The sequence below is a fragment of the Frankia sp. CoWAU3 genome (genome assembly GCF_977971855.1).
The window spans coordinates 3,039-7,871 of sequence record NZ_CDWWXB010000175.1; the positions used below are offsets into that span (position 1 = coordinate 3,039).

A 4,833-nucleotide genomic window follows, 5' to 3' on the forward strand; every position below is an offset into this window, starting at 1 on the left:
TTGGAGATCTTCATGCTCCGGCGGACACCTGGACTACCGGCCGGGCTCATCGAGCAGGAACGCGTGTTCGAGCTCGAGCGGCACTTCGCGATGCGGCTGCCGGACCCAAATCCGATCATCATCGAGGGACTGCGCTGGGTGTTGCGGACCCGGGCCGAGTTCCACTGGGACGGTGGCGGCTACAACCCGCATGACCGGCCGGCTGCCGGAGGTACGAGCGTGCTGTACTTTCTGCGTCTCGCGCCGGACGGCAAGGGAGGTGTCTGTCGCGAGCGGCTGGAAATCAAGTTCTTCGGCGATTTCTCCGCCATCGCGGACACACATCTCGCCCCGTGCGCCGACGGCGCGCCCTCGTGGGAGGTGCCGCCCGGTGCGCCGCACGCATGGTAAACCCGCCCACGTGGGGTGTGACCAGCACGCCGGGCGCCCGCCACAGCGGTGACCCCGCTGGAGGACGAGCACGACTCAGGCCCCCCACCTCCTCAGGCCCCGAGGAGCAGCGCCCAGACCACCAGGCTCACGAACGACAGCGGAACCCCGACTCCCACCAGCAGGCTCGGCAACGGTGTCGCGAGTTCGTGACGGGCGGCGATGAGTGCGCCGGCGACCATCGGGGGCATCGCCACCTCGAAGAGGGCCACCTGCACGTCGTGATCTCCGACGGTCCCCGTCAGCGCGTAGATCCCCACCACGAGCGCGGGCGCGGCGACCAGCTTGACGCCGAGGCCGAGGGCCAGCTCTCGCCACCGCACCCGGACCGCACGCACCTGGAGTTGCAGACCGATGGAGAACAGGGCGAGCGGGGTGAGGGTGCCACCGAGCGACCCCAGCGCGGCGTTCAGCCAGCCCGGGAAGGTCACCGGCCGCAGGACGAGCGCGGCCACCAAGGCGATCAGCGCCGGAGCGGTGAGGACCCGACGGGCGAGCTCGGCGCGGGAAAGCGATGCGCCGGCACTGATCGTGACCGTCCCGAGGACCACCGTGTTTAGCAGTAGGAAGGAACCGAGCTGATCCACGAGCACGGCAACCGGGACCGACGACGCGCCGAAGAAGGCGGTCACCATCGGGATGCCGACGAAGCTCGTGTTCGCCACCGCGGTCGTGGCGATCAGGGCGACGACGACCTCCCGCGGCATCCGCAACGCTCGTCCGGCCAGCACGTAGCCAGCCGTCGTCAGGACGAAGAGCAGGTAGGGCGCGGCGATGACGAGCGCGAGGTTCGGCGGGAAGACGATGCCATGCATGGCGCGCAGCGTCAGAGCGGGCAGGGCCACGTCCAGCAGCCAGACGTTGATCACGTGGGCGGTGTCCGCGGGCAGTCGTCCGCGGTGCCGGACCCCGATGCCCGCCACCAGTCCGACCAAGAGCACGATCAGTGCGGACATTCGGCCATCGTGGCAGCCGGGGTTCCCGGAAGGCGCTGGGATGCGCCGGGCGTGGGACAGGCCACGTGGCCGGCTTGGGGCGGGGACCGGCGCGCGGATGGATCATGGCCGGTGGTTTCGGCGGCGCCGATGCCATCGCAGTAGCCGAGGCAGCAGGATGTTGGCGGCGAACAGCACGGCGGCGAGGACGTAGTTGCCCGCACCCAGACGTTCCTGGCCGGGCAGGGGAAGCAGCGTATACGTGATCAGAACAACGGTGGACAGCAACAGAGTGCCGACCATCACCCCACCGATCCAGGGGGGCGAGTCGGTCATCGAACGGGAGCGCCGGCCCGCGGGCGACGGCGTCACGCCACCTGTTTGCACGGGTCCTGCTCCTCGATGTGACCGGCGTTCTGTTGTCCCAGTATATGACACGTGGCAGGCTCACTGTCGAGTTATCGTGCGCCGTCAGGGGTTTTCGCCCCGCGGTGGCGGTCGGCGCTGGTCGGCGGTCCGGCCGGCAAATCGGAGGTACCGATGGCGGCACCTGTTCTCACCGCGCCCGGCGGCCTCGCCTGGCGGGACGGCAAGCGGTACATGTGGCTCACCGCGATCATCGTTCCGTTGCTGGCCATCGTGGGATACGGCCTGTGGCATCGGACGGGTGTCGAGCTGCACTGGTGGATCACCCCGCTCTTCGTCTTCGTCCTGGTTCCGCTGCTCGACATGACCACACCGCCGGATCCGGTCAATCCACCGGAGGAGATCCGGGCCGCGCTGGAGGCCGACCGTTACTACCGCCGGTGCACGTATCTCTACCCGCCGCTGGCGGCCGTCGGCCTGCTGCTGGGCGCCTCGGCCTGGACGAACGGCGACCTGTCGTGGTCCGCCCGGATCGGCGTGGTGGTGTCGGTCGGCACCGTGACCGGGGTGGGTATCACCACCGCGCACGAGCTCGGCCACAAGCGGGGGATTTTCGAGCGCTGGTTGGCGAGGTTGATGCTGGCGCCGGCCGCGTACGGTCACTTCTCCGTAGAGCACAACCGGGGCCATCACGTGTGGGTAGCGACGGCGGCGGACCCGGCGAGCGCCCGGTTGGGGGAGAGCTTCTGGCGGTTCTGGCCGCGGACCGTCGTCGGCAGTCTGCGTTCCGCCTGGTCGCTGGAAGCCGCCCGGCTACGGTTGCGCGGCCGACGGGTCTGGTCGGTGCGCAACGAGGTCGTGCTCGGCTGGTTGCTCACCGCGGTGTTGTTCCTGGCGCTGGCCGTCGAGTTCGGGCCGGCTGTACTCGTCTTCCTCGCCGCCCAGGCGGCCTTCGGGTTCACCTTGTTGGAGGGGGTCAACTACATCGAGCACTACGGCCTGGCCCGGGAGCTGACTCCGAGCGGGCGTTATGAGAAGGTCGATCCCCGGCACAGCTGGAACAGCGATGCCGTGATCAGCAATCTGGCGCTTTACCAGTTGCAGCGACACAGCGACCACCACGCCAACCCGACCCGGCGCTACCAGGCACTGCGGTCCTTCGAGGCCTCTCCCCAGCTACCGGCGGGGTACGCCACGCTCCTGCTCGCGGCGTATCTCCCGCCGGTATGGTTTCGGGTGATGGACGACCGCGTCGTCGAGCATTACGGCGGGGACGTCAGCCGGGCGAACCTGCACCCCGCGCGCCGGGCTGCTTTGCTGACCCGGTACCGGTTGCCGTCCGGGCCGCCGCCGTCCCGGGGCGGTGTTCGTGGGTGAGTACTTCCTTGAATAACGCACGGTAACAGCGCAGGGCCGTCCGCGAGATCGTCGGTCGGTAAGGATTCCGACGGGGATCTGTCAGCTCTGGCCGGATTCCTCGGAGGTGCTCTGCTCGGCGGCGTCCTGATCGGCCGGCCGATCAGGAGCCGAGCCACCGAGATGCGCGGGCAGCCACCAGTCCGGCTCGCCCGGCGTGGGTCGCGGGTAGCGGCGCTGCGCGTCGTCGAGCAGCTCGTTCATCACCTTCTCCAGCAGCGCCGTGCCGTCGCGGCCCTTACCCAGTTCCGTGGGCTGGACGGGCCTGCCCACCGTGATCGAGACGCGGACACCGATCGCGTCCCGCAGTCTGAAGGGCCGCCCCTTGGTGAAAATGCGCTGGCTGCCCCAGAGGATCACCGGGATCACCGGCACCTTCGTGTGAGCGGCCATCCGGGCTGCCCCGGTCTTGAATGTCGCCAGACAGTAACTCGGACTGATCGTCGCCTCGGGGAAGACGCCCACGAGTTCCCCGGCGCGCAGCGCGTCGAGGGCGTGGCGCAGAGACGCTGCGCCGGCCTCTCGGTCGACCGGGATGTGGTGCATGCCGCGCATGAGCGGCCCGCTGATCCGGTGGTCGAAGACGGCCTTCTTGGCCATGAACCGGACCAGCCGACGCTCCGCGATCCAGAACGGCAGACCCGCGAGCGCGAAGTCCAGGTACGAGACGTGATTGATCAGGACGATGCCGCCACCCGATGCCGGGATGTTCTCCGTGCCCTGGATGTCGAGACGCAGGCGCAGTGCGCCGAAAAGTCCCCGCACCATGCTGACCACCGGCCGGTAGACGTACTCCGCCACGACGGGCCACTCCTCGATGTTCCTCGCGGTCTCCCCGGTGTGCCGAATGCGACACGACCTTACCCCCACCCCCTGACGCCGGTCGTCGTGGATGCCCGGCGATACCGCGGTCCGGTTTCACCGGAAGGCAACGTCGCGTGGGGCGGGGGCAGGATCGATGATGTTCTTATCAGGCGTCTGTGGAGGAGCGGGACCAACCGCGCGGATGAGGGAGAGACGACGGAAATGGAGATTCTGCGCCGGAGCATTGCGGCGCAGCCGGCGGCGCCGCAATGGGTGCTCGTCGTTGCCGCGATTCTGGCGGCCCTGACGGTACTCAGCGACCGCCTATGGCCGATATCTAGACATATGATAACAATTGCGCATGAAGGCGGACATGCCCTGGCCGCGGTCGCGACGGGGCGCCGCCTGGCCGGCGTTCGGCTGCATTCGGACACCTCCGGAGTGACCGTGTCCTCCGGACGGCCGACCGGTGCAGGTGTCATCGTGACCGTCGCCGCCGGCTACACGACACCGTCTCTGCTCGGTCTCGGAGCCGCGGGCTTGCTGGCCACCGGCCGGACGAGTCTGCTGCTACAGCTGTGCGTGGCGCTGCTGCTGGCGATGCTGGTCGTGATCCGCAACGGTTTCGGGGCCCTGTCCGTGCTGGGGAGTACCGCGGGAATCCTGGCGGTCTCCTGGTTCGCGCCGCAGACCGTGTGCGCCGGATTCGGCGCGTACATCGCGTGCTTCCTGCTGCTGGGCGCGATCCGCCCGGTGATCGAGGTGCAGCGGGGGCGCCGTCGGCGCCGGGCCGGGGATTCCGACCCGGATCAGCTCGCGCGGTTGACCGGACTGCCCCCGACGCTCTGGGTCGGGTTCTTCGGCCTAGCGGGAGTTTCCTAGA

At 69.0% G+C, this 4,833-nt stretch carries 5 protein-coding genes and 1 pseudogene; 3 read left to right on the top strand and 3 right to left on the bottom strand.

The window, feature by feature from the left end; genetic code table 11:
• Nucleotides 1-390 (top strand): annotated as a pseudogene (locus tag AC08ON_RS14215) (hypothetical protein); the annotation flags it as partial.
• A gap of 92 nt (nucleotides 391-482) precedes the next feature.
• Here the strand turns inward: AC08ON_RS14215 and AC08ON_RS14220 are convergent.
• Nucleotides 483-1,385, bottom strand: coding sequence for an AEC family transporter (locus AC08ON_RS14220; RefSeq protein ID WP_476607989.1), 903 nt, complete (start codon nucleotides 1,383-1,385; stop codon nucleotides 483-485).
• A gap of 102 nt (nucleotides 1,386-1,487) precedes the next feature.
• On the bottom strand, nucleotides 1,488-1,700 hold the full coding sequence (locus AC08ON_RS14225) for a hypothetical protein (protein ID WP_049760855.1): 213 nt from the start codon (nucleotides 1,698-1,700) through the stop codon (nucleotides 1,488-1,490).
• 204 nt (nucleotides 1,701-1,904) lie between these two features.
• Here AC08ON_RS14225 and AC08ON_RS14230 point away from each other — a divergent pair, with 204 nt between their 5' ends.
• Nucleotides 1,905-3,107: an alkane 1-monooxygenase gene (locus tag AC08ON_RS14230; protein ID WP_476607990.1), complete on the top strand. Its 1,203-nt coding sequence runs from the start codon at nucleotides 1,905-1,907 to the stop codon at nucleotides 3,105-3,107.
• Between the two features lie 81 nt (nucleotides 3,108-3,188).
• On the opposite strand, the gene AC08ON_RS14235 is transcribed toward AC08ON_RS14230, so the two are convergent.
• Nucleotides 3,189-3,947: a lysophospholipid acyltransferase family protein gene (locus AC08ON_RS14235; protein WP_476607991.1), complete on the bottom strand. Its 759-nt coding sequence runs from the start codon at nucleotides 3,945-3,947 to the stop codon at nucleotides 3,189-3,191.
• Between the two features lie 225 nt (nucleotides 3,948-4,172).
• Between AC08ON_RS14235 and AC08ON_RS14240 the strand changes: the two genes are divergently transcribed.
• Nucleotides 4,173-4,832 (top strand): M50 family metallopeptidase, encoded by a 660-nt coding sequence (locus AC08ON_RS14240; protein ID WP_476617139.1) that lies wholly within the window; start codon nucleotides 4,173-4,175, stop codon nucleotides 4,830-4,832.
• The last annotated feature ends 1 nt before the right edge of the window (nucleotide 4,833 follow it).